Consider the following 22,628-nt stretch of genomic DNA (forward strand, 5'->3'; position numbering starts at 1 on the left):
CCGCGCCCCGCTCTGCGCCCCACCCCCCGGGCCCGCCCCCCCGGGGGGGCGCCCGGCCCTGGCGTGTCGAGGGATCAGACGGTCAGCCGGTTGAACGAGGCGTCCACGCCGAGCAGCACCTTCCCGTAGAGCTCGCGGTTCAGCATCCAGTTCGCGGCGCCGTGACGGGCGGCCACGTTCGCGTCGCGCCACAGCCGCTGCAGCGGGTTGGACGTGGAGAAGGCGCCCGAGCCCACCGCCGTCAGCAGGCGATCGATCGCGGCGCATGCCGCGGTGACCGCGAAGCCGGTGTCCGCGCGCACGCGCGCACGGATCTCCGGCGGCATCACCTCGCCCCGCGCCGCCCAGTCGTCGATGTCCGCTCCGGCCCGGTACAGGTGCAGCCGCGCCGAGTCGACCAGGGCGGCCGCCTCGGCGATCTCGTTCTGCACCGAGACCGATTCGCTCTGCGGATCATAGGTCGTGCCGCCCAGCGGACGGGTCTTCGCGTTCTCGACCACCAGGTCCAGAGCGGCCTGCGCGAGTCCGAGGGGGGTGATGCCGATCACGACCGAGAGGACCGGGTGCACGGCGCTGCGGTAGAGCGGCTCGTCGTACGGCGTCGGATAGTTGTGGAAGTCGTTGCTGCGGAACGTGCTCGCGTCGATCGTGCGGTGCTCCGGCACGAACACGCGGTCGGCGGTGACCGACTCGGACCCGGTGCCGCGCATGCCGATGACGTTCCAGGTGTGACTGATCGTCACCTCGTTCGTGGGGATGCGGGCCTCGAGGATCCGCGGCGGCTGCCCGGGCTCGCCCGTCAGGCCGAAGAACACGCCGACCCAGCCGGAGTGCGGCACGCCGGACAGCGACGGCCAGGTGCCCGAGATGATGTAGCCCCCCTCGACCGTCTCGACGTCGAACGACGGTTTGCTGCTGCCGGAGATGATCACGTCCGGGTCGGCGAAGACGTCGTCCTGCAGCTGCGCGTTGCACAGCCCCACGGTCCACTTCGCGGTGTTGGCGTAGCCCGTGACCCAGCCGGTCGAGCCGCAGCCCTCCGCGAGGATGCTGCCGATCTCGATCAGGTCGCGGAATCCGATCTCGTAGCCGCCGTAGCGCTTCGGCGTGGTCAGGCGCAGCAGGCCCGCCTCGCGGATCGCGGCGATGACCGACGGGTCGATCCGGCCGGTCTCGTCGACCGCGGCGGCGTGCTCCTGCAGCAGCGGGACGAGGGCGCGGGCTCGCGCGGCGAGCTCGGCGGTCGTCGGGGCCGTGGGGGTGGGCGTGCTCATCTCTGTGATTCTCCTCGTTCGGGGGTCGGGCGGGCGCCGCCCCCTCGCCGCCCCCCCGACCGGGGTGGATGCCCGGCGTCAGCTCGCGGCGAACTGCCAGGACAGGCTCGCGTCGGGCGCGAACCCGTCGGGCGTCATCTGTACGCTCGTCTCGGCGAAGTTCTCCAGGCTGGCCACGTGGGGGTGGTTCGTGTACGCCAGCGCGACCGGCACGTTCCAGAGCGCGTCGTCGAGCGCTTTGGCGAGGTCGGTGTAGGCGGCGTCCTGGGTGTCCTCGTCGGACATCGCCGTCTCCGCGACCGCGGCGCTCACCGCGTCGTCCGTGCTGCCCGCGAGGTTCGCGATGGAGCCGGCGGTGAGGTTCAGCAGGTACTGGCTGTACAGGTTGATGTTCTGCAGGGGGAACGCCGTCGTCTGGTCGGTGCCGGCGAACAGGCTGCCGAGGAACGTGTCGAACGAGCCGGAGGCGACGTCGAGGTTCAGGGTGATGCCGACCTGGGCGAGCTGGCCCTGCAGTGCGACGGCGAAAGCGGAGTTCGCGTCGAGCGCGTCGGTGTCGAGCGCCGTGAGCGTGAACCCGTCGGCGTAGCCGGCCTCCGCGAGCAGCTCCTTCGCCTGCGCGATGTCCTGGGCGGTGACCTCCGTCTGGTACGAGCCGAGCTGACCGGGTGCGACGTTCGAGCTCAGCGGCTCGCCCAGATCCTGGAACACGGAGGACACGATCGCGTCACGGTCGATCGCGAGCGAGATCGCCTCGCGCACCCGGCTGTCGGACAGCGGCGCGGCGTCCCGGGCCTGCAGCATGAGGTACCAGATCTGGCCGGCGCCGGAGGCGTTGACGAAGCCGGCGCTGACGGCTGAGGCGACGTTGATCGCGCTCATGTTCATGGCGTAGTCGATCTCGCCGCTCTCCAGCGCGGCGAGCTGGGCCGCGGGATCGGTCGTCGGCTTGAGGACGACCTCGCTGAACTTGACCGCGTCGGGGTTCCAGTAGTTCGCGTTCGGCGTGAAGGTGTAGACGCTGTCGATGACGGTCTGGGACGCGTCCAGCACGTACTGTCCGGCACCGTGCGACTCCGTCATCAGGCTGTCGGGATCGGCCAGGCCGGTGGGGCTGATGATGAAGCCGAAGTTGTAGTCCTGGGTCAGGGAGAGCGCCGCGTTCGGGAACGGCTCGCTGTAGCTGATCCGCACGGTGTCGTCGTCGACGGCCGTGATCGCCGAGACGGGGCCCGCGGAGGCGAGGTTCTGGTTGCCCTCCAGGTCGAGGAAGCGCTCGAGCGATGCCACGACGGCGTCGGCGTCCAGCGTGTCGCCGTCCGAGAAGGTCACGCCGTCGCGAAGCGTGAACTCGAACGTCGTGTTCTGGTCGTCGGTGTAGCCCCACTCGGTGGCGAGGTCCGGGACGAGATCGCCGTCCGGAGCGAGGTAGATGGGCGTCGCGTACGCCGGGAAGACGTATGCGGCCGGGCTCGCGGTGTGCGGATCCATGTTGTTGGCCGTCTGGGCCATGCCGATCGTCAGGGTCTGCTGTGTGGTGTCGCTGCCGCTCCCGCCGCTGCACGCGGCCAGGGCGGTCGCGATGAGACCGCCCGCGGCGACTGCGGCGAGGAGCCGAAGGGCGGACCGTCGGCGTGGTGTTCGGATGGCTGACTGCATGTGGACTGCTACCTCCTGACGCGGCACCCTTGCCGCATTTCATTTTCAGTGACTGTAATATAGCCTTGGCCGGGGAGCAACGCCAGACCGGGAATGGCAGCCATGGCCCCGGCCCGTTGCGCGAGAAGCAGACACCGACGACGTTGAATGCGAGGACATCCGTGAGCAGAACAGTGACGACGAGGCGGCGGCGATGCTGAGGCTCATCGCCGTGCGTCTGATCTGGGCGATCCCGCTGCTGCTGGCCGCCTCGCTCATCACGTTCGTCCTCGTCGCGCTCGCGCCGGGCGACGCGGCGCGGACGATCCTCGGTGCGACCGCGACGCAGGCGCAGGTCGACGCCCTCCGGGAGTCGCTCGGTCTCAACCAGCCGTTGTGGCTGCAGTATCTGCAGTGGCTCGGCAACGCTCTGCGCGGCGACCTGGGCGACTCGCTGGTGTCGCGCCAGCCGGTCACCGAGCTGATCGCATCCCGCCTGCCGGTGACCCTGTCGCTGGCGATCGGCGCGACCGTCGTCTGCGCCGTCATCGGCATCGTGCTGGGCACCGTGAGCGCGACGCGCGGCCGGGTCGGTTCCGGGGTGACCGACGGCGTGGCGGTCCTCGGCATCGCGCTGCCGAACTTCTGGGTCGGCATCGTCCTGGTCGCGGTCTTCTCGGTCTGGCTCGGCCTGCTCCCCGCGACGGGATACGTCGCGTTCGCCAAGTCGCCGGAGCTGTGGGCGCGGTCGCTGGTGCTGCCGGTCGTGACCCTCGCCGTCGGCGGGGTGACCCTCATCGCGAAGCAGACGCGCGACGCCATGCGCGAGACGCTCGGACGCGACTTCATCGACTCGCTCCGCGCGGACGGCTGGTCCGAGCGGCGGATCGTCTGGCGGCACGGGCTGCGCAATGCGGCGATCCCGATCGTGACGGGCATCGGCGTGTTCTTCACGGGTCTGCTCGGCGGCACCGTGCTCGTCGAGAACGTCTTCGCGATGCCCGGCCTCGGAGGTGCCGCGGTCACCGCCGCGGTGGGGCACGACCTGCCGCTGATCCAGGGCATCGTGCTGACCTACTGCGTGATCGTCATCGTCGTGAACCTGGTCGTCGACGTCCTCTACGCCTGGCTCGACCCGAAAGTGAGAGTGCCGCGATGAGCGCCCCCGACAGCACCGCGGCGATCGTCGCGCCGCGTCCCGTGCAGCGGGGCATCGCCCTGCGCCTGCTGCGCCGTCCCGACGCCGTGATCGCGCTGGTGGTCTTCGCCGTGATCCTCGTCGCCTGCTACGGCGCGCCCTGGCTCGCCCCGCAGGATCCGTACGCGAACGACCTGACGAACACGATGCAGGCGCCGTCCGCGGCGCACTGGCTGGGCACGGACCAGCTCGGCCGCGACGTGCTGAGCCGGCTGATGTGGGGCGGGATCCCCTCTCTGACCGCGAGCCTCATCGTGGTCGTCGTGGCGCTGGCGATCAGCATCCCGCTCGGGGTCAGCTGCGGATTCCTCGGCGGCCGCTTCGATCAGCTCTGCATGCGCGTGGTCGACCTGGCGCAGGCGATGCCGGTGATGGTCATCATCCTGGTGGTCCTGGCGGTGTTCGGCGGGCAGTTCCTGCTCGCGAACATGGTGCTGGGCCTGCTGATGATCCCGCCGGTGCTGCGCAACGTGCGCGGCAGTGCGATCGCCGTCCGCCACGAGCTCTTCGTGGATGCGGCGAGGGTGTCGGGCGTGTCGTCGATCGCGATCATCTTCCGGCACATCGTCCCGCGTTCGCTGGGTCCCATCCTGGTGCAGGGGACCATCGTCGCCGCCATGTCGCTGCTGTTCACCGCCGGCCTGGCCTACCTCGGCTTCGGGGTCACTCCGCCCGAGCCCTCCTGGGGATCGATGATCGCCGAGGCCACGACCGTGCTGCGCGCGAACGCGTGGATGCTCGTCGCCGCCGGTGGCGTGCTGGCCCTCACGATCGGATGCCTCAGCGTGCTCGGCGACGCGATCCGCGACGTCTCGGTCGAGGCGTGGGCGCAGCCGGTCCGGCGCCGCGCGCACGTCGCCGCCCGCCCCGTCCGCGGGCTCGCCGCGGGAGATGCGACCCTGCCGCTGCTGCGGGTGAGCGGTCTGAGCGTCGCCTATCGCGGGCGGACGGCGGTGGACGGGGTCGACTTCGAACTGCCCGCCGGGTCGATCCTCGGCATCGTCGGCGAATCCGGCTCGGGCAAGACGACGGTGGCGCGCGCCGTGCTGGGCCTGCTTCGCGGCGGCGGCGAGATCACGGGCGGCGAGATCCTGTTCCGCGGCACCGACCTCGCCGTGCTCGACGACCGCGAGATGCGGCGCCTGCGCGGCACCGGCATCGCCTACATCTCGCAGGAGCCGATGGTCGCCCTCGATCCGACGATGAGGGTCGGCGCGATCCTCCGCGACAGCGTGCGGCTGCACCGCGGCAGCTCCCGGGCGGATGCCGAGAAGCGTGCGCTGGAGCTCCTGCGCCTCGTGCAGATCGCCGACCCCGAGCGCGTCGCGCGGCTCTACCCGCATCAGATCTCCGGCGGCATGGCGCAGCGCGTGTCCATCGCCCGCGCGCTCGTGGCCGATCCCGCGCTGCTGATCGCGGACGAGCCGACCACCGCCCTGGACGTCACGGTCCAGGCGGAGATCCTCGACCTCCTGCGCGAGCTGCGCGAGCGGCTGCGGATGTCGATCTTCATCGTGACCCACGACTGGGGCGTCGTCGCCGCGCTCTGCGATCGCGCGCTGGTGATGCGAGGCGGCCGGGTCGTGGAGGAGGGACCCTATGCGCGGCTCTACGACCACCCGCGGGACCCGTACACGGCGATGCTCATCGAGAAGGCGCGTCGACTCGCCGAGACGCCGGCCGCGGACGGGCCCGTGCCGGCGGAAGGAGGTGCGCGATGACCGGCTCCCTGCTGTCGGTGCGGGGCCTGAGCGTCGAGCTCGGCACGCGCCGGTCGCGCACCCGCATCCTCTACGACATCGACCTCGACATCGCCCGCGGCGAGACGCTCGGCCTCATCGGCGAGTCCGGGTCGGGCAAGACCACCCTGGGCCGGGCGCTCGTCGGGCTGCTCCCGACCTCCGGCGGAGCCGTCCGCTTCGAGGACGAGGAGCTCGCCCGCGGTTCCCGTCGGCTCGACGGCCGGATGCAGATGGTGTTCCAAGACCCGTACAGCTCGCTCAACCCGGCGTTGCGCGTCGGCGACCTCGTCGCCGAGCCGCTGCGGGTCCGATCGGTGCGCGCAGCGGAGGTCGCCGAACGGGTGCGGCTCATGCTCGACCGGGTGGGGCTGCCGGCATCCGCGAAGGATCTGTACCCCGCGCAGTTCTCCGGCGGGCAGCGCCAACGCATCGCGATCGCCCGCGCGCTGATCACCCGGCCCCGGCTCGTGGTCTGCGACGAGGCGACCAGTGCGCTGGACCTGTCCGTGCAGGCGCAGATCCTCGACCTCCTGCGGGAGCTGCAGCGGGAGTTCGGACAGAGCTACCTGTTCATCGGGCACAACATCGACGTCGTGCGATCGGTCTCGCACCGGATCGCCGTGCTGAACCGCGGCCGCCTGGTCGAGACGGCGCCGGCGCCGGAGCTCGTGCTCCACCCGACGCAGGACTACACCCGACGCCTGCTCGCCGCGACCCTCAGCCCCGACCCTCGGGTGCAGGCCGAGCGGCGCCGGGCGCGCATCGCGCTCGTCGACAGGGACGAGGAGCTCGCCGATCGAGATGAGGAGAAGGAAGAACGATGACTCACGCTGCCCCCCGCTTCACCGGACGCCTGGTGGTGCCGCAGGACGACGACTTCGAGGAGGCGGTCCTCGGCAGGATCTTCAACGGCCGCCGTCCCGCTCGCCGCCCCGCGGCGGTGCTCTTCGCCGCGGACGAGCGGGACGTGCAGGAGGCAGTCCGCTTCGCCCGCGAGCAGGGCTGGACCATCGCGGTCCGTTCCGGCGGTCACGCGTGGGCGGCGTGGAGCGTCCGCGACGGCGGCCTGCTGCTGGACCTCGGCGCGCTCACCGACATCAGCTACGACGAGGGGACCGGGATCGTCTCGGCCGGCCCTGCCACCAAGGGCGGCGACGAGCTCTCGCCCTACCTGGAGGAGCGGGGCCGGTTCTTCAACGGCGGCCACTGCCCGTCGGTGGGCATCGGCGGTTTCCTGCTGCAGGGTGGACAGGGTTGGAACCAGCGCGGCTGGGGCTGGGCGGCGGAGTCGGTCGTCGCGGTCGACGTGGTCACCGCCGACGGTGAGCTGGTCCGCGCGGATGCCGAGCAGAACAGCGACCTGTACTGGGCCGCGCGGGGCGCCGGACCCTCGTACCCGGGCGTCGTCGTGCGGTTCCACATCCGCACCCGCCCGACGTTCGGCTTCCTCGGTCACACCGTGCAGGCGTTCGAGCTCGAGGACTTCTCGGAGGTCATGACGTGGCTCTGGGAGGCGCACCATCGCATCTCGACCGATGTCGAGATCGTCGCGATCTCCACGCCGGTGCCGCTGCCCGACGGCACCGAGCGCCGGGTCTTCCTGGTCACCGGCGTCGCCCTCGTGGACGACGCGGCGGCGGCACGGGCGGCGCTCGCGCCGTTCAACGAGAACCCGGCGTTGGAGCGGGCGATCTTCGTGCAGGACGCCGCCGAGTCGACCCTCGCGCAGCAGCGTGCTCAGCAGGAGCTCCAGAACCCGGAGCACGCGCAGTACCTCGCCGACAACGCCTGGATCGACGCGGAGAACACCCCGGAGGGGATCGCGCGCGCGGTGGCGGCCATCCGACCGCTGTTCACCGACAACCCGACCGAGAAGGGCTTCGCCATCTGGATGAGCAACGCCCCGATGCGCCGGGAGCTGCCCGACATGGCGTTGTCGCTGCAGACCGAGGCGATCATCAACGCGTACACCGTCTACGACGATCCGGCCGAGGAGGAGCGCAACCGGGCGTGGATGGCCGAGGTCTTCGCGCACGCCGAGCCCGTGACCGCCGGTCAGTACCTGGGCGACAGCGATTTCACCAACCGTCAGGTGCGTTTCATGTCGGAGGAGAGCTTCGCCCGACTGCAACGGATCATCGCCGACCGCGACCCCGAGGGGCGGTTCGCCCGCTACCTGACGCACGATCCCGCCACCCTCAACCGCAACCACTGGGAGACGGTCGGCGTCTGAGCCCCCGTTGATAGCAGGCATCGCCGCACGGCGGTGGCTCTCGGCATCCCGCGCCCGTACGGTCGAGTGGGGCCGTGTCCCCGACGACGACGTTGAGAAAGGAAAACCCCATGGCTTTCATCTGCAGTGCCACCTGGATCGCCAAGCCCGGCGAGGAGGAGACCGTGCGCAGCGCGCTCGAGCAGCTGTCGCCGGCCTCGCGGGAGGAGCCCGGCAACATCTACTACCAGGCGTACCAGAGCCCCGAGGAGCCGAACATCTTCCGGATCTTCGAGGTGTACGCCGACGAGGACGCCTTCAAGGCGCACGGCACCTACCCGCACTTCGAGAAGTGGGCGCTCGGCCAGGCGATCCCCGCCCTGGAGACCCGTCAGCGCGACTTCTACGAGACGCTGGACTTCTGAGATGGCGCAGTACGCGCGCTACATCGGCCCCAACGGCATCGAGCACACCGGCCGCGTGCAGCACGGCAAGCTGCAGGACGTGCCGGGCGACCCGGAGATCCTCGACCTGCTGCACCTGCCGGAGGACGTGCGGCGCGACCTCGACGTGCGCGGCGGCCGCTACCAGAAGCTGCCGATCGAGGACGCCGTCTTCGCGGTGCCGGTGCAGCCGCGCGCGATGCGCGACTTCCTCGTGTTCGAGGCCCACATCGCGGGGATGAAGAAGACCGAGGGCGGCGACGGCAGCGTGCCGCCCGCCTGGTACGAGGCGCCGCGGTTCCTGTTCATGAACCCGTGGTCCGTGCTGCCCACCGGCGCGGACATCCCGATGCCGCCGTTCACGCAGAAGCTCGACTTCGAGCTCGAGGTCGCGATGATCGTCAAGGACACCGTCCGCGACGTGCCGATCGAGGAGGCCGCGGAGCACATCGCCGGCTTCTGCATCTTCAACGACTGGAGCGCGCGCGACATCCAGGGCCGGGAGATGAGCGTGGGCCTGGGACCCTCGAAGGGCAAGGACTTCGCGAACACCCTCGGCCCGTGGCTCACGACGCCCGACGAGCTCGAGCAGTACCGCGAGGGCGACCGCTACGCGCTCGACATGTCCGTCGCGATCAACGGCGAGGTCGTCGGCACCGACAACCTGCGCAACATGTCGTGGTCGTTCGAGGAGATGCTCGTGCACGCCTCACGCGACGCCTGGGTCGGCGCGGGCGACGTGCTGGCCACGGGCACCGCGTCGCAGGGCGCTCTCTCCGAGCGCTGGTCCCGCGCCGGCGGCGAGCTGGTGATCCCGCCGCTGCAGGTCGGCGACGTGGTCACCATGACGGTCGAGGGCCTCGGCACGATCGAGAACCGCATCGTCGAGACGGTGAGCCCCGGCTACACCGCCCCGCCGGCTCGTCGCACCTACGGCCCCGACCGGCTCTGAGGCCGCGCAGCCCGCATGACGCCGCCGGCAAGCGCCCGCCAATCGCGAAACCTCAGCGATTCGCGCAACCTCCGTTGCGGTGGGGGATTCCGGCTGAGGTTGTGCGGATCGCTGAGGTTGTGCGAGGCAGGGATGCGGCGCGAGCCGCCTATCTGCGCGACCGCTTGAGGTCCGGTCCCCGCCGCACCTACGGCCCCGACCGGCTCTGAGCTGCTTCGCGCCCCGGTATCGTGAACCGGGGCGCGAAGGAGCGAATCATGTCGGATCTGCGGGGCGTCGACGTCAACCTCATCGTCGTGCTCGACGCCATCCTCACCGAGCGCAACCTGACGCGCGCCGGGGAGGCGATCGGGCTGACCCAGCCCGCCGTCAGCGGCGCGGTCGCGAAACTGCGCAAGCTCCTCGGCGACCCGTTGCTCGTGCGCAGCGGCCGCACCAGCGAGCTCACCCCGCGTGCGGCGGCGCTGGTGCCGATCGTGCACGAGGCGATGCTCGAGATCGGCCGGACGCTGGACGTGCGGCCGTCGTTCGACCCCCGCACCAGCGACCGGCAGTTCCGGCTGTCGGCGTCCGACTACGCGCTCGCCGTGATGACCGCGCCGCTGCTGGCGGTGCTCGAGGAGGAGGCGCCCGGCGTCTCGATCGAGTTCGGCCCGCTGGGCGCGATCGGCCCCGTCGATCTGCTGCGCGACGACGTCGTGGTCGCCTCGGCGGCCCACGGCGTGCCCGGGAAGCGCCAGTCGCTGTTCTCCGACGAGATGGTGTGCATCGTCCGGCGCGGGCACCCGAGGGCGGGAGGCGGGATGCTGACCGCCGCCGACCTCGCCGAGCTGCCGTACGTGCGGGTCTCCCTCGCCGAGGGCGTCGTCATGTTCGCCGACGACACGCTCGCCGCCGCCGGCATCCGCCCGCAGGTCGCCCGCACCGTGCCGGGCTTCCTGCCGGTGCCGTTCACGGTCTCGGGCACCGACATGTTCGGGTTCGTCCCGGCGCGGCTGGCCGAGCGGTACGGCGACGAGCTCGAGCTCGCCGTCGTCCGCATCCCGGTGCCGTTGCCGGTGCTGGTCGAGTCGGTGTTCTGGCACCCGTCCCGCTCGGACGACCCGGCGGTGCGATGGCTGCTCGGGATCCTCCGCACCGTCGCCGAACGGGTGGAGTTCGCCGAGCCCGCCCGCTGAGGCGCGGTCACCGACCGGGAGATCCCGGCACCGGCAGCACGTCGGCCCACCCGACCGGGTCCGCGGTGTCGGCCGGCAGCGCGACGATGCGCGCCCCCGCCGGCATCGTGGACGCCGGGTCCGCGTCCACGATGAGATCGAAGTTCTCGACGCGCCCGTCCGAGAGCTCCGCCTCCACGTGCGTGTCGAGATCGAGCCAGCCGAGCAGCGTGGTGCCCAGCCGCAGCTCCACGCCGTCCTCGCGCATCCGGGTCGCCAGCTCGACATCGGCGGGCGTGCCGGCAGGGTCGGCGAGGACGACCTCCCAGCCGCGGCGCACGAGAGCGCGGGCCACGGGGGCCCCGGCGAGCTCGGGGCCGATGACGAGGACGGAGGGGAGGGTCATTGCGGTAAGCGCTCCTGGACGGTGCAGCGTCTTCGCTGCGTGTCACACCGACGCTAGGCGGGCGGCGGGGAGCGCGGAACAGGTGATGCGCGATGGCTCCCATCGCCCCGACTGCGGGTCGTTTGAGGCAGACTCAGGCCGCCGCCGCCAGCTCCGTCGCCAGCGCCGCGGTCAAGCGCTCACGGAACCACACGTGAACCGGATCCGCGTCGTGGCTCGGATGCCACCACAGCTTCAACGCGATCTCCACCGAGCCGAAGGGCGCGTCCACCGCGACCGTCCCGGTGACCGGGCCGAGCTGCTCGGCGAGCACCCGCGGCACGACCGCGACGAGGTCGGTTCCCGCCACCACCGAGGGCAGGGGGAGGAACGACGAGGTCGTCACCCGGGGCTCCCGCCGGTCGATTCCCAGCTCGCGCAGGCGTCTGTCGGCGGGGGTGAAATGCAGCCGCCCGAACTGGGCGACCGCCTGGGGGAGCGCGACGAAGTCGTCGAACGACAGGACGCCGTCGCGCAGCGCGGGATTGGCGGCATCCACCAGGCACGCGTACTCGTCCTCCAGCAGGGCCTCGTGCGGGCCGTCGATCCCGATGCCCGGGACGGTCACGACGAAGTCGTTGGTGACGAGGTCGCGCTCGCTCTCCATGGGGCGCTCCGGAAGCGGCAGCAGCTCGACCTGGATGCCGGGCGCCTCGGCCAGCACGGTCGCGATCGCTCCGCGCAGCCGCATGATGCCGTAGTCGGTGATCATGAGGGTGAGCGTGCGCACGGCGGCGGCCGGATCGGGCTCGGGGTCGTTCGAGAGCACCCGCTCCAGCAGGGGGACGGTGGCCTGCACCTGCGGCAGCAGCAGCCGGGCGAACGGCGTCAGCTCGTAGTCGCGGCCGACGCGCACCAGCAGCTCGTCGTTGAACACGACCCGCAGCCGGGACAGCGCCGAGCTCATCGACGACTGGCCGAGCTGCACGCGCTGGCCGGCGCGGGTGACGTTCGCCTCCTCGAGCAGGGCGCGCAACGGGATGAGGAGATTGAGGTCATAACCGCCGCTGGCCATGACCACATGCTATCGACCGCCGCCGTCCCGCGACTCCGGACGATGACAGGTATCCCCGCTGGGCCGTTCCACGGGCCGTGGCCCGTCCCTAACGTGGAGGACGCGCATGCCGCGCGCCGACGATGGAGGAGACCGACGATGACCCGCCCGCTCGCGCCCGTGGCCGCGGACTGACATGGCATCGTCCGGATCCCGCGCCTCCGCCGTCGGCGTGCCGCTGCTGATCGCGCTCGGCGCGCTGACCATGATGGGCCCGTTCGGCACCGACGCGTACCTGCCGGCGCTGCCCACGATGGCCGACGACCTGAACGCCGGGAACGGCCAGGTGCAGCTCGCCCTCACCGGCTTCACCCTCGGGATGGCCCTCGGCCAGCTGGTCACCGGCCCCCTCTCGGACGGCATCGGACGCCGCGTGCCCCTGCTCATCGGCAGCGCCGTGATGGCGGTCGCCGGGGTCGGTGCCGCATTCGCGCCGAACCTCGTCGTGCTGATCGCCTGCTGCGCCGCGATGGGGCTGGGCGCCTCGTTCGGCATGGTGATCACGCGCGCGGTGCTGTCGGATCTCGCGGAGGGGTCCGTGCTCACGCGCTCGTTCGCGCTGCTGGGCACTCTGACCGGGCTGGGGCCCGTGCTCAGCCCGATCTTCGGCGTCGCGGTCATGGCGCTCTGGGGCTGGCGCGCGATCTACGTCGGGCTGGCGGTGCTCTCCGCCGTCTGCTTCCTGCTCGTCGCGGTCCTGGTGCCCGAGAGCCTGCCCGTCCACCGCCGCGTCGCCGGCGCGCTGCGTGCGCTGCCGCGCAACACCGCGACCGCGCTGCGCTCACGCACCTACGTCGGCGGGGCGACGGTCATCTGGTTCGCCTTCGCCGGCCAGTTCGCCTACATCGCGGCGTCCGCGTTCCTCATCCAGTCGGTGCTGGGGCTGTCGGCGCTGGCCTATTCGATCGTGTTCGGCGTCAACGGGGCCGGACTGATCATCTCGGGGCTGGTGACCGCGCGGCTGTCGGGACCCTGGCGGGACCGGTCGATCATCGCGCTGGGTCTCGCGGTCGAGGGCGCCGGGGCGCTGGTCGTGCTCGTCACCGTCCTCACCGGCACGGTGAGCGCGGTGACCATGCTGCCCGCCCTGTTCCTGATCGCCTGCAGCGTCGGGCTGGTCTTCGGGCCCGCCACGACCTACGCGCTGCAGGGGCTGCGGCACGTGGCGGGATCCGCGCTCGCGGTGATCGGCGCCGTGCAGTTCGTCGGAGCGGGGATCGTCTCCCCGCTCGTGGAGATCGCGGGCGAAGCGAACCCGCTGCCGTTCGCGATCGTCGTCAGCGTCGCCGTGGCGTTGGCCTGGGCCGGGTGGCTGGTGCTGCGCCCGCGTCCGAGCCGCGTCGCGGCGGCATCCGGATCCGCCGCGCATCACGGAGGTGCGCGCATGACAGAAGGAGAAGCACATGGGTCGTCTTGAGGGCAAGGTCGCCCTGATCACGGGGATCGGCGCGGGCATGGGACGCCAGGCGGCGAAGCAGTTCGCGGCCGAGGGGGCGAAGGTCGTCGGCTGCGATCTGAATGCCGAAGCGCTCGAAGAGACCGTCCGACTGGTGCGGGAGGCCGGCGGCGAGATCACCGGCTTCGGGCCGGTCGACGCCGGCGATCCGGAGCAGGTCGCGAGATGGATCGAGGATGCCGTGGCGACGTACGGCGGCATCGACATCCTCTACAACAACGCCGGATGGCAGGCGCCGTTCAAGACGATCGACGAGCTGCCGGTCGCGGACTGGCAGAAGAACATCAACCTCGAGCTGAACATCGTCTTCTACGCGGTCCATCACGCGTGGGAGCATCTCAAGCGCGACGGCGGGGTGATCATCAACATCGGCTCGATCGCCGGGATCCGCGGGGTGGAGTTCATCCCGCAGAACGTGCACGGTGCGGCGAAGGGCGGGGTCATCAACCTCACCCAGCAGCTCGCCGTCGAGGGCGGTCCGTTCGGCATCCGCGCCGTCTGCATCTCCCCGGGCTTCATCGTGACCGAGGCCACGCAGTTCCTGGTCGACGCGCCGCCCGCGCCGCTGAAGGAGACCTGGGACCGGATCCCGATGCGCCGGGTCGGTCAGCCGTCGGACATCGTCAACGCGGCGATCTTCCTCGCCTCGGACGAGGCCTCGTGGATCACGGGCGTCAACCTCGTGGTGGACGGCGGGGGGTCGGTGCTCGGCTGAGTCCGGCCAGGCCGGCGGCGCACACCTCGACCAGATCGGTGGTCGATCGCCCACGGACGGTCTCTGACATCCCGTGGGCTTATCCACAGGTCGTACATCTGTTCCCACTCATGTCGGTGGTCACTCGTAGAATTGTTCGCATGAACGATCTCCTCGCGACCGCGGCGACGGCGCTGGACGCCGTGCGGGCGCTGTGCCCTGCGGGCACCGTCGCGGGCCTGGGGTCGGGCGAGCTGGTAGCGCTCAATGAGGCATTCGGTCTGCTGCGGCGCGCGGTGGACGCCGCGTACCTGCCGGTGGCGGCGGAGATCTCCCGGCAGTCCCGTACGGAGCTGGGCAAGGATTCGCTGGCGCGCAAGAACGGCTTCCGCTCTCCCACCGCGATGATCTCGACCGTGACCGGGACGAGTCCGGCCGAGGCGGCGCGGGCGATCAGCGTCGGCGAGGCCACCGCGCCGCGGTTGGCGTTGAGCGGGGAGGAACGGCCGGCGCGGCATCCCGGTGTGGCCGCTGCCGTTCAGGCCGCCACGATCGGCACGCTCGCGGCCGGGGCCATCATCTCGCTCCTGGACCGGGTCGCGTTGCGGGCGGATGCGGTCGCGATGGCGGCGATGGAGCGGCGTCTGGTGGATGCGGCACCGGGGCTGTCGATCGACCAGTTGCAGAAGCTGTTGCTGCGTGCCGAAGCACACCTCGACCCCGACGGCACAGAGCCTCGGGATCAGGAGCGGCGGGGACAACGCACCCTGTCGATCCACCAGGATCGTGCGGGCATGTTCGTGATCAACGGGAGACTCGACCCGGTGACCGGGGCGCCGGTCGCCGCCGCGATCGAAGGCATCGTGACCGGGGTGCTGCGTCGCCGTGAGGCCGCTGTCCGGAGCCGTGCGACACGTGAGCGGTCGGCCGCGGCCGGTGGGTCTGCCGCGGTGCCGGAGCTGGCGGCGGAGGACGGTCGCACGGTCGGCCAGATCCGGGCCGATGCGTTGGCCGACCTGTGCCGGCATGCGATCGGGTGCACGAGCGTGCCCACCGGGCCTCAGACCACGGTGGTGGTCCGGATGAGCCTGGACGACCTGGAATCCGGAACCGGCACGGCGACGATCGACGGCGTCATTGCCTCGATCGGGGCAGGCACGGCCCGGCGGCTGGCTGTCGACGCGCACATCATCCCCTGCGTCCTCGGCGGAGACAGTGAGGTGCTCGACTGGGGGCGCGCCAAGCGCCTGTTCACCGGCGCGCAGAAGCTCGCATTGGTCGAGCGGGACGGCGGGTGCTCGTTCTGCGGCGCACCGCCGGGCATGACCGTGGTCCACCACATCGACTGGTGGAAACGGGACCAGGGCACCACCGACCTCCGCAACGGCGTCCTCCTCTGCACAGCCTGTCACCACCGCATCCACGACGACGGGTGGGAGATCCGCCTCGACGGACCGGGCGTCCGTGCGAACGTATGGTTCGTCCCGCCGCCATGGCTCGACCCAGACCGCTCACCGCGCCTCGGCGGCAGAGCGCGGTATGACCTGGTCGCCTGAGGCGTACGCGGGAACCGCGGACGGGCTGTCGGGCGCACGCCGTGACGGGCGGCGCCATACCAGCGATGTCGATCCTCGATGAACGGATGGCCTCCGGGCTGGTCAGAATCGTATTCCAGACCCGGAATGCCGTTCCGCACCATCGAAGGAGATGACGCATGCCCCCCACTCCGCCGGCCCCCATGGAATCGTTGGCGACGTTCCGGCTGCCGTCCACGGACGCGCTCGCCGGGACCGCCCTCGACCTGCGGCTCGAGGGGGGCGGTCGTCTCCTGCTGGAGGTCGGGGAACGGACGGCCGCCTGGCAGGCCGACGGTCGCGACTGGGCCGGCTCGGGCGACGATCCGGTGGACGTCGTCGAGGCCGCCCCGGGCACGTTCTTCATCGACGTCGACTTCACGGAGTTCGTCCGAGCCCAGGAGGCGGTGACCGTCGTCGTCGCTCCCGCCACGGGATGGGCGCTCGTGATCCATCAGGAGCGCTTCCACCCCGAGGAGACGTGGTCGCGCGGTCCGGAGATCCGCCACGAGTTCACGGCGGCGCGCATCCACGGCGTCGAGCAGACCGGCGACGCCCCCGCTCCGACCCGGGATCTCATCGGGCGTCGACACCTGTACCGCTACAGCCCGAAGAACCTGTACGAGCACATCTACATCAACTCGCAGAAGTTCGTCGGTCACAACGTCTCCACGACGGGAACGCCGGGGCGAGCCGACTGCCACCTGATCACGCACTACCGTTTCGCCGACGACGTCTACGTCGTCGGCTGGCGCGAGTACGACAGCGGCTCGGCGATGGTCGCACTCCTGGACCTGGACGCCCTGCGCACGACCGCGAAGGTCCTGCATCCCGAGGGATTCCTCCACGCCGTCAGCCGCGGCATCGGCGGCCACATCATCCCCGTCGGGGAGAGCCCCGACTACCCCGACGGCCTGCAGCCGATCTGAGCGCCACGACGACCGTCCTCTTCCGAATCGACAGGAGCACCATGAGCACCATCGCCACCGACATCCCCACGCACGAGGAGCTCGTCTCCCGCGCCCAGGCACTCGTCCCCGTCCTCCGCGAGCGCGCCGCCGAGATGGAGGAGACGGGCCGGATCGCCGACGAGACGATCGAGGACCTCCGGCAGGCGGGCTTCTTCCGCTACAACGCGCCCAAGGAGTACGGCGGCTACGCCGTCAGCGGACGCACCCGCAACGAGATCCTCTCCATCCTCGCCGCCGGCGACGCGTCGACGGCCTGGGTCATCGGCGTGTACTCCGGGGGCGTCGGCAATGCCGCGCACCTGCCGGAGCGGATGAAGGCCGAGCTGTTCGCGAACGGCCCCGATGTGAGGATCGCGGGCAGCGGCACGCCCTCGCGGGACGCGAAGAAGGTCGACGGCGGCTACCGCGTCTCCGGGCGCTGGTTCTCGGTCTCGGGCTCGGCCCACGCCGACTGGGTGTCGCTGTTCTTCGCCGTCCCCGGCGAGGGCGACGGCCCCGACGGTCCCGGGCCGATCGCGAAGGCGCTCGTGCCCGTGAGCGACGTCACGATCGAGCGCACCTGGGATGCGGCGGGGATGCGCGGCACCGAGAGCGACACCGTCGTGGCCGCCGACGTCTTCGTCCCCGACTACCGGGTCGAGCTGCTCGCCGGGCCGCCGCCGGCCAACCCGATCCTCTCGATCGGCCCCTGCGCCATCCCCATCGGCATCGCCCAGGGCGCCCTGGACCGCGCGATCGAGTACGGCGAGCGGAAGGCCGTCAACGGCACGATCTATCAGCCGGCCGCGACCTCGACGTCGTTCCAGAACGACCTCGCCGAGGCCGCGCTGCGCATCGACACCGCGCGGCTGCACCTGCTCCGCGCCACGACGGCGCTCGACGAGGTCGAGGCGGCCGGGGAGGAGCTGCCGCTGCTGGAGCGCGCGCGCATCCGCGGCGAGGCGGGCTGGATCGTGAAGAACATCACCGAGGCGATCGACATCATCATGACCGCCGTCGGCTCCGGCGCGTTCGCCTCGTCCAGCCCCTTCGAACGGGCGTGGCGCGATGTGAGCACCACCTCCCGCCACGGTGCGGTGAGCTGGCAGGTCGGCCGCGAGGTCTACGGCAAGGTGCTGCTGGGCCAGGACGGCAACATCTCCCGGCTGCCGGTATGACGATGAGCACTCCCGAGGCGGCCTTCACGGCCGCCGAGTTCCGAGCGACGCTGAGCGCGTTCGCGAGTGGCGTGACGATCGTCACGGGCGCGGGAGCGCAGCCGGCGGGGTTCACCTGCCAGTCGTTCTTCTCCGTCTCGCTGGATCCTCCGCTGGTCGCGATCTCTCCCTCGGTGCAGTCGGCGAGCTGGGCGCGGGTGGCCGCCAGCGGTGCGTTCACCGTCAACGTGCTCGGCAGCGACCAGGACGAGCTGTGCCTGCGCTTCGGCCGGCCCGGCATCACCGACCGCTTCGCCGGCGTCGAGTGGACGCGCGGTGCGACCGACGCGCCCCGTCTTCACGGCGCGATCGCCTGGATCGACTGCCGCCTCGACGCCGTCCACCTCGCCGGAGACCACCTGATCGCCCTCGGCCGGGTGGAGGCGCTGGAGGCGAAGGACCATCCGCATCCGCTGGTGTTCTTCCGCAGCCGCTTCGCGCAGCTCTCCTCCCTCCCGCTCCGGCGCCCGGAATGGGAGGCCGACCTGGTCTGGGGCTCCGGCCCCTGGCTGCCCGCGCTCGACGACCCCGCACGCTCACCCCTGGAGGAGAACTGACATGACCACGTCCGCCCTGACGGGCTTCACGCTCTCGGTCGACGACCTGGACGCCGCTGCCGCCTGGTACGGCGACAGCTTCGGCCTGACCACGGCCGGGCGCTTCGGCCTCGAGCCCTATCAGCTCGAAGGCGTCGTGCTCGGCTCCGACGCCGGCTGGACGCTCGAGCTCCTGCACCGCACCGGCTCGACCGGTCGCGACCGCGTCGCGCACCCGCTCGACGCCGCGCTGCTGCGGGGTCTGGCCGGCGTCCAGGTGGACGTCGACGACCTCGACGCGACCCTGTCCAGGCTGGAGACCGCGGGGGCGACGGTGCTGATGCCGGCGCACCCGGGTCCCAGCGGCATGTCCGCGTTCGTCGCCGACCCGGAGGGCAACGTCATCCGGCTGCGCGACCCGCACGCCCCGACCCCGCCGCCCCCGCCGGGAGCCCCCGGCGCCCCCGCCTGAGGGACGCCGGCGGGACACCCGTCGAAGACCCACACCGCCCCTCCCATCAAGAAAACAGACAAAGGAGTCACCTGTGAAGAAATCCGTCCGCGTCGCGGCCGGCGCTGCGCTCGCCGTCGTCGCGATCGCGCTCTCCGCCTGCTCGGGGTCCAGCTCGGGCTCGACGAGCACCTCGGGCCGATCCGAGCTGCTCACGATCGCCAGCCAGGCCGCCCCGACGAGCCTGAACCCCGTCCTCACCCCGGTCAGCAACGTCGTCGCCTTCGCGTACGACCCGGTGATCTACAAGGCGAACGACGGCAGCTACCTGCCCGATCTCGCCACCGACTGGGGATATGTCGGAACCGGCAACACCGTGTTCGAGTTCACGATCCGTGACGGCGTCACCTTCCAGCAGGGAGGCGAGCTGACCGCGCAGACCGCCGCGGCGTCGCTGCAGTACTTCCTCGACACGCCCAACTCGAACGCCCTGTCGGTCGGCAAGATCGCCAGCGTCGAGGCCGTCGACGACGACACGGTGCGCATCACCTACTCCGAGCCGTTCCCGAACGCCGTGGAGTCGCTGACCCAGTACTACGGTTTCGGCCTGCTCATCGGGCCGAACGGCGTCGCCGACCCGGACTCGCTGGAGACCGCCTCCGACGGCGCGGGACAGTACTCCCTCGACGCCGCCGACACCGTCTCCGGCTCCACGGTGGCGTTCACCGCCAACGACTCGTACTTCGAGCAGGACGCGATCAAATTCGATGAGGTCAAGATCCAGATCCTCGCCGACGCGAACGCACGACTGTCCGCGCTGAAGAGCGGTCAGGTCGACATCGCGCAGCAGATGCCGCTCGCCCAGGTCGGCGCCAGCGCGATCGAGGGGCAGCAGACGATCACCGGATACACGACCTGGTCCTCGGTGCAGTTCCTGAACACGACCAGCGGGCCGCTCGCCTCGGCGGACGTCCGCAAGGCGATCAACCTCGCCATCGACCGCGACTCGCTCGTGCAGAACTTCTATTCCGGCTACGCCGTCGCGCAGGAGCAGACCGCACCGACCGGCCAGGTCGGCTACGTCTCGGACCTCGACGACTCGTACCCCTACGATCTCGACCAGGTCAAGAGCCTGCTGGCGTCGGCCGGCTATGCCGACGGGGTGACGTTCACGCTGTACAGCGCCGGAACGGTCGACGCCGGCGGCCTGCTCGGCCAGGCGGTCACCGACGCGCTGGCCAGCGCCGGCATCACGGTCGAGCTGACGGTGGGCACCGGCAACTTCCAGAGCATCCTGAACGACATCAACAGCGGCGAGTACGATGCCGTGATCTACCCGATGTTCGCCAGCGACCTCTACACGCTCGTCACCCAGTCGATCGTGCAGCCGGGGACCCTCCTGAACCCCACGGGCGTCGAGGACCCGAAGGTCACCGAGCTCGTGCAGGAGGCGGCCTCCGCGGCCGACTCCGACGCGTTCGCCGCGGCGCTCGAGGAGCTCGACGAGTACCTCAACGAGATCTCGTTCAGCGTCCCGCTCGCCACCATCCAGACGATCGACCTCGCATCCGAGGACGTCGTGCTGCCCTCGGACACCTACACGGTGCCGCAGCCGAACATCGTCGCCCCCACCGCAGACCTCGCGGTGTCAAAGTCGTCCTGAGACGACCGGCCCATCCCGGCCGTGAGGCCGGGATGGGCCACCCCGATTTCGACACGATGGAGTGAAGCCGGATGTGGAAGATCGTCCTGAGACGACTGATCATGGGAGTCGTCCTGCTCTTGGTGGTTTCCGCGTTGATCTTCGTGCTGGTCTCGCTCATCCCGGGCGACGCGGCGCAGGCGATCCTCGGGCCCAACGCCAGCGAGGCGCAGCTCGAGGCCCTTCGCGCCCAGCTGCACCTCGACCTGCCGCTCTGGCAGCGCTACCTGGAGTGGGTGACCGCAGCCCTGCACGGCGACCTCGGCACCTCGACGGTCACGCCGCAGGCGGTGACGGTGCAGCTGAACAAGGGTCTGGCCGTCAGCGTCCCCCTCGCCCTCGGCGCGGTGCTGATCTCCAGCCTCATCGGGATCACGCTGGGGACCTTCGCGGCGGTGCGCGGCGGCGCGCTCTCACGCTCCCTCGACATCGTCGCCCTGCTGGGGATGGCGCTGCCCACGTTCTGGATCGCGCTCGTGTTCAGCAACATCTTCGGCGTCCAGCTGCGGTGGTTCCCCGCGACCGGGTTCACCTCGTTCGACGACGACCCGGTCGCGTGGCTGCGCAGCCTGGTGCTGCCGGTCGCCGCCCTGTGCATCGGCGGCATCGCCGGCATCTCCCGCCAGAGCCGGGACAGCATCGACGACACGCTGTCGCGCGAGTTCGTCGACGCGCTGCGGGTGCAGGGGTACTCCCGGCGCCGGATCCTGTTCGGTCACGTCGCCAAGACGGCCGCGATACCCACGATCGCCATGATCGGCGGACAGTTCGTCACCGTCATCAGCAGCGCGGTCCTCGTGGAGAGCGTCTTCGGGCTCCCCGGGCTCGGCTCCATCGCGATCCGTGCCACGCTCAACCGGGATCTGCCGGTCATCGTCGCCGCGGCGATCTACATCTGCCTGATCGTGATCGTGGTCAACCTGGTCCTCGACCTGGTCTACGCGGCCATCAACCCGAAGGTGCGAGTGAAAGCATGACCGCCCCCATCCCCGACGCCACCGGCGTCATCGCCAGCAGCCCCCGCAGCGCCGCCCGGCGGGCCCGTCCCGTCGTCCTCCAGCTCGCCGCCCGGCGACCGCTCGCCTTCGGCTCGCTCGTCTTCCTCCTGCTCGTCCTCGTCGTCGCGGTCGTCGGCCCGTGCATCGCGCCGTACGACCCGCTCTCCGGCGACCTGGCGGCATCCATGCAGGGGCCGTCGTGGGCGCACCTGCTCGGCACCGACCAGCTCGGCCGCGACACCTTCAGCCGCCTGCTGGTGGGGACCGGGCCCACCGTGCTGTACACGTCCCTCGTGGTGATCGCCGCGCTGGTCGTCGGCGTCCTGCTCGGCATGGTCGCCGGCTACGCCGGGCGCCAGGCGGATGCGGTGATCATGGCCCTGAGCGACATCCTCCTGTCCCTCCCCGGGATGGTGATGCTGCTGGTCATCCTGACGGTCTTCCAGGACGTCATGTGGATCGCGATGCTGTGCATCGGCGTGCTCATGTCCGGCGTGCTCATGCGCGTCATCCGCGCGACCGCGCTCTCGTTCCGGCAGGAGGCCTTCATCGAGGCGGCCGGCGTGGCGGGCCTGCCGCAGTGGATGGTCCTCTGGCGCCACGTCCTCCCGCGCATCAGCAGCGCCGTGCTGGTGCAGGGGTCCATGCTCATCGGCATGGCCCTGCTGCTGGTGACCGGCGCCGCCTACCTCGGTTTCGGCACGAACCCGCCCTACCCGTCGTGGGGCCTGATGATCGGGGACGGCGCGCAGATCTTCGGAACCCAGCCGTGGCTCATGGTCAGCGCGGGCGTCGTCACCGCGCTGACCGCGATGTCGGCCGCGATGCTCGGCGAGGGGGTCCGCGATGTGACGACCGAGCGGTGGAGCGGGCAGCGGGTCCACCGTCGCGCGCCGCGCCGTCCGGGGCACCGGCACGCGGCGCCGGCGCCGGTC

Annotated in this window: 21 protein-coding genes; 17 read left to right on the forward strand and 4 right to left on the reverse strand. The window is 71.0% G+C overall.

Annotated elements, in window-relative coordinates; translation table 11 throughout:
• Positions 1-74: 74 nt before the first annotated feature.
• Positions 75-1,274, reverse strand: a complete 1,200-nt coding sequence (locus QM626_RS05310; RefSeq protein ID WP_415074727.1) for an acyl-CoA dehydrogenase family protein — start codon at positions 1,272-1,274, stop codon at positions 75-77.
• 78 nt (positions 1,275-1,352) lie between these two features.
• Entirely contained in the window at positions 1,353-2,933 is a 1,581-nt protein-coding gene (locus QM626_RS05315; RefSeq protein WP_415074729.1) for an ABC transporter substrate-binding protein, read from the reverse strand.
• Between the two features lie 193 nt (positions 2,934-3,126).
• Here QM626_RS05315 and QM626_RS05320 point away from each other — a divergent pair, with 193 nt between their 5' ends.
• The 7 genes from QM626_RS05320 to QM626_RS05350 all read left to right on the forward strand — a co-directional run bounded on the left by QM626_RS05320 (position 3,127) and on the right by QM626_RS05350 (position 10,637).
• Positions 3,127-4,071, forward strand: a complete 945-nt coding sequence (locus tag QM626_RS05320; protein WP_415074731.1) for an ABC transporter permease — start codon at positions 3,127-3,129, stop codon at positions 4,069-4,071.
• Positions 4,068-5,831, forward strand: a complete 1,764-nt coding sequence (locus QM626_RS05325) for a dipeptide/oligopeptide/nickel ABC transporter permease/ATP-binding protein (protein ID WP_415074733.1) — start codon at positions 4,068-4,070, stop codon at positions 5,829-5,831. Before QM626_RS05320 ends, QM626_RS05325 begins: the two co-directional genes overlap by 4 nt.
• A complete protein-coding gene (locus QM626_RS05330; protein WP_415074735.1) occupies positions 5,828-6,676 on the forward strand; it encodes an ATP-binding cassette domain-containing protein in 849 nt (282 codons plus the stop codon). The genes QM626_RS05325 and QM626_RS05330 overlap by 4 nt, the downstream gene beginning before the upstream one ends.
• The gene (locus QM626_RS05335; RefSeq protein WP_415074737.1) at positions 6,673-8,085 is read left to right on the forward strand and encodes an FAD-binding protein; all 1,413 of its coding nucleotides are present in this window, start codon (positions 6,673-6,675) and stop codon (positions 8,083-8,085) included. The genes QM626_RS05330 and QM626_RS05335 overlap by 4 nt, the downstream gene beginning before the upstream one ends.
• Before the next feature lie 110 nt (positions 8,086-8,195).
• A complete protein-coding gene (locus QM626_RS05340; protein WP_415074739.1) occupies positions 8,196-8,489 on the forward strand; it encodes a putative quinol monooxygenase in 294 nt (97 codons plus the stop codon).
• A gap of 1 nt (position 8,490) precedes the next feature.
• On the forward strand, positions 8,491-9,459 hold the full coding sequence (locus tag QM626_RS05345; RefSeq protein WP_415074741.1) for a fumarylacetoacetate hydrolase family protein: 969 nt from the start codon (positions 8,491-8,493) through the stop codon (positions 9,457-9,459).
• Between the two features lie 257 nt (positions 9,460-9,716).
• Positions 9,717-10,637, forward strand: coding sequence for a LysR family transcriptional regulator (locus tag QM626_RS05350; RefSeq protein ID WP_415074743.1), 921 nt, complete (start codon positions 9,717-9,719; stop codon positions 10,635-10,637).
• A 7-nt stretch (positions 10,638-10,644) separates the two neighbouring features.
• Here the strand turns inward: QM626_RS05350 and QM626_RS05355 are convergent, their stop codons facing one another.
• Positions 10,645-11,022 (reverse strand): hypothetical protein, encoded by a 378-nt coding sequence (locus QM626_RS05355; protein WP_415074745.1) that lies wholly within the window; start codon positions 11,020-11,022, stop codon positions 10,645-10,647.
• A 133-nt stretch (positions 11,023-11,155) separates the two neighbouring features.
• Positions 11,156-12,076 carry a LysR family transcriptional regulator gene (locus QM626_RS05360; RefSeq protein WP_415074747.1) on the reverse strand — a complete coding sequence of 307 codons (921 nt, stop codon included), beginning with the start codon at positions 12,074-12,076 and terminating at the stop codon, positions 11,156-11,158.
• A 175-nt stretch (positions 12,077-12,251) separates the two neighbouring features.
• Here QM626_RS05360 and QM626_RS05365 point away from each other — a divergent pair, with 175 nt between their 5' ends.
• From QM626_RS05365 to QM626_RS05410, 10 genes are all read left to right on the forward strand, one after another.
• Positions 12,252-13,532 (forward strand): multidrug effflux MFS transporter, encoded by a 1,281-nt coding sequence (locus tag QM626_RS05365; RefSeq protein ID WP_415074749.1) that lies wholly within the window; start codon positions 12,252-12,254, stop codon positions 13,530-13,532.
• Positions 13,519-14,286, forward strand: a complete 768-nt coding sequence (locus QM626_RS05370; RefSeq protein ID WP_415074751.1) for an SDR family NAD(P)-dependent oxidoreductase — start codon at positions 13,519-13,521, stop codon at positions 14,284-14,286. Before QM626_RS05365 ends, QM626_RS05370 begins: the two co-directional genes overlap by 14 nt.
• Positions 14,287-14,324: 38 nt before the next feature.
• On the forward strand, positions 14,325-15,821 hold the full coding sequence (locus tag QM626_RS05375) for a DUF222 domain-containing protein (RefSeq protein WP_415074753.1): 1,497 nt from the start codon (positions 14,325-14,327) through the stop codon (positions 15,819-15,821).
• A 158-nt stretch (positions 15,822-15,979) separates the two neighbouring features.
• Entirely contained in the window at positions 15,980-16,768 is a 789-nt protein-coding gene (locus QM626_RS05380) for a MoaF C-terminal domain-containing protein (RefSeq protein ID WP_415074755.1), read from the forward strand.
• Between the two features lie 41 nt (positions 16,769-16,809).
• Positions 16,810-17,967, forward strand: a complete 1,158-nt coding sequence (locus tag QM626_RS05385; RefSeq protein ID WP_415074757.1) for an acyl-CoA dehydrogenase family protein — start codon at positions 16,810-16,812, stop codon at positions 17,965-17,967.
• Between the two features lie 2 nt (positions 17,968-17,969).
• On the forward strand, positions 17,970-18,563 hold the full coding sequence (locus tag QM626_RS05390; protein ID WP_415074759.1) for a flavin reductase family protein: 594 nt from the start codon (positions 17,970-17,972) through the stop codon (positions 18,561-18,563).
• Position 18,564: 1 nt separating this feature from the next.
• The gene (locus QM626_RS05395) at positions 18,565-19,014 is read left to right on the forward strand and encodes a VOC family protein (RefSeq protein WP_415074761.1); all 450 of its coding nucleotides are present in this window, start codon (positions 18,565-18,567) and stop codon (positions 19,012-19,014) included.
• Between the two features lie 73 nt (positions 19,015-19,087).
• A complete protein-coding gene (locus QM626_RS05400) occupies positions 19,088-20,656 on the forward strand; it encodes an ABC transporter substrate-binding protein (RefSeq protein WP_415074763.1) in 1,569 nt (522 codons plus the stop codon).
• A 71-nt stretch (positions 20,657-20,727) separates the two neighbouring features.
• Entirely contained in the window at positions 20,728-21,672 is a 945-nt protein-coding gene (locus QM626_RS05405; RefSeq protein WP_415074765.1) for an ABC transporter permease, read from the forward strand.
• Positions 21,669-22,628: ABC transporter permease (locus QM626_RS05410; RefSeq protein ID WP_415074767.1), on the forward strand; the 960-nt coding region annotated here is incomplete at its 3' end. The genes QM626_RS05405 and QM626_RS05410, both read left to right, overlap by 4 nt.

It is taken from the genome of Microbacterium sp. (genome assembly GCF_047606385.1).
In the GTDB taxonomy this organism is placed as follows: domain Bacteria; phylum Actinomycetota; class Actinomycetes; order Actinomycetales; family Microbacteriaceae; genus Microbacterium.

Bases quoted from the DNA above. Each gene is read 5' to 3' on its own strand.
- QM626_RS05310 (WP_415074727.1), bottom strand. From the start codon at position 1,274: ATGAGCACGCCCACCCCCACGGCCCCGACGACCGCCGAGCTCGCCGCG.
- QM626_RS05315 (WP_415074729.1), bottom strand. From the start codon at position 2,933: ATGCAGTCAGCCATCCGAACACCACGCCGACGGTCCGCCCTTCGGCTC.
- QM626_RS05320 (WP_415074731.1), top strand. From the start codon at position 3,127: ATGCTGAGGCTCATCGCCGTGCGTCTGATCTGGGCGATCCCGCTGCTG.
- QM626_RS05325 (WP_415074733.1), top strand. From the start codon at position 4,068: ATGAGCGCCCCCGACAGCACCGCGGCGATCGTCGCGCCGCGTCCCGTG.
- QM626_RS05330 (WP_415074735.1), top strand. From the start codon at position 5,828: ATGACCGGCTCCCTGCTGTCGGTGCGGGGCCTGAGCGTCGAGCTCGGC.
- QM626_RS05335 (WP_415074737.1), top strand. From the start codon at position 6,673: ATGACTCACGCTGCCCCCCGCTTCACCGGACGCCTGGTGGTGCCGCAG.
- QM626_RS05340 (WP_415074739.1), top strand. From the start codon at position 8,196: ATGGCTTTCATCTGCAGTGCCACCTGGATCGCCAAGCCCGGCGAGGAG.
- QM626_RS05345 (WP_415074741.1), top strand. From the start codon at position 8,491: ATGGCGCAGTACGCGCGCTACATCGGCCCCAACGGCATCGAGCACACC.
- QM626_RS05350 (WP_415074743.1), top strand. From the start codon at position 9,717: ATGTCGGATCTGCGGGGCGTCGACGTCAACCTCATCGTCGTGCTCGAC.
- QM626_RS05355 (WP_415074745.1), bottom strand. From the start codon at position 11,022: ATGACCCTCCCCTCCGTCCTCGTCATCGGCCCCGAGCTCGCCGGGGCC.
- QM626_RS05360 (WP_415074747.1), bottom strand. From the start codon at position 12,076: ATGGCCAGCGGCGGTTATGACCTCAATCTCCTCATCCCGTTGCGCGCC.
- QM626_RS05365 (WP_415074749.1), top strand. From the start codon at position 12,252: ATGGCATCGTCCGGATCCCGCGCCTCCGCCGTCGGCGTGCCGCTGCTG.
- QM626_RS05370 (WP_415074751.1), top strand. From the start codon at position 13,519: ATGGGTCGTCTTGAGGGCAAGGTCGCCCTGATCACGGGGATCGGCGCG.
- QM626_RS05380 (WP_415074755.1), top strand. From the start codon at position 15,980: ATGCCCCCCACTCCGCCGGCCCCCATGGAATCGTTGGCGACGTTCCGG.
- QM626_RS05385 (WP_415074757.1), top strand. From the start codon at position 16,810: ATGAGCACCATCGCCACCGACATCCCCACGCACGAGGAGCTCGTCTCC.
- QM626_RS05390 (WP_415074759.1), top strand. From the start codon at position 17,970: ATGAGCACTCCCGAGGCGGCCTTCACGGCCGCCGAGTTCCGAGCGACG.
- QM626_RS05395 (WP_415074761.1), top strand. From the start codon at position 18,565: ATGACCACGTCCGCCCTGACGGGCTTCACGCTCTCGGTCGACGACCTG.
- QM626_RS05405 (WP_415074765.1), top strand. From the start codon at position 20,728: ATGTGGAAGATCGTCCTGAGACGACTGATCATGGGAGTCGTCCTGCTC.